At 48.0% G+C, this 830-nt stretch carries 1 protein-coding gene; it reads right to left on the bottom strand.

Translation table 11 applies throughout. From position 1 onward, the window contains the following. Positions 1–830, bottom strand: an 830-nt coding sequence (locus OI18_RS24785) for a hypothetical protein (protein WP_039144785.1), incomplete at both ends; no start/stop codon positions are given.

Raw genomic sequence — 830 nt, 5'->3', positions numbered from 1 at the left:
GCACAGATCACTACGTCTGTAGTGCTGGTCAGGGTTTCATTTACCACCAGGTTCAGGGTAGCAATGGAATCACAACCCGCTGCACTAACAAAAGTCCTTTCATAAGTACCGGTGGTAGTATATATCTCGCCATTCCAGCTATAAGGCAACTGGCTCGCGCAGATGGTGGCATTGGTAGTGCTGGTCATTACTTCATTAACCACCAGGTTCAGGGTAGCAATGGAGTCACAACCCGCTGCACTAACAAATGTCCTTTCATAAGTACCGGTAGTGGTATATGTCTCACCATTCCAGCTATAAGGTAACTGGCTGGTACAGATGGTGGCATTGGTAGTGCTGGTCATTACTTCATTAACCACCAGGTTCAGGGTAGCAATGGAGTCACAACCCGCTGCACTAACAAATGTCCTTTCATAAGTACCAGTGGTGGTATATGTCTCACCATTCCAGCTATAGGGTAGCTGGCTCGCACAGATCACTACGTCTGTAGTGCTGGTCATTACTTCATTAACCACCAGGTTCAGGGTAGCAATGGAATCGCAACCCGCTGCACTAACAAAAGTCCTTTCATAAATGCCGGTGGTGGTAAATGTCTCACCATTCCAGCTGTATGGCAACTGGCTCGCGCAGATGGTGGCATTGGTAGTGCTGGTCATTACTTCATTAACCACCAGGTTCAATGTAGCAATGGAATCACAACCGGCTGCACTCACAAAAGTCCTTTCATAAGTGCCGGTAGTGGTATAGGTCTCACCATTCCAGCTATAAGGCAACTGGCTCGCGCAGATCACTACGTCTGTAGTGCTGGTCAGGATCTCATTAACCACCAG

This window comes from Flavihumibacter solisilvae, from assembly GCF_000814475.1.
GTDB classification, from domain to species: Bacteria; Bacteroidota; Bacteroidia; order Chitinophagales; family Chitinophagaceae; genus Flavihumibacter; species Flavihumibacter solisilvae.
This window is presented reverse-complemented; position numbering and strand designations above follow the sequence as displayed.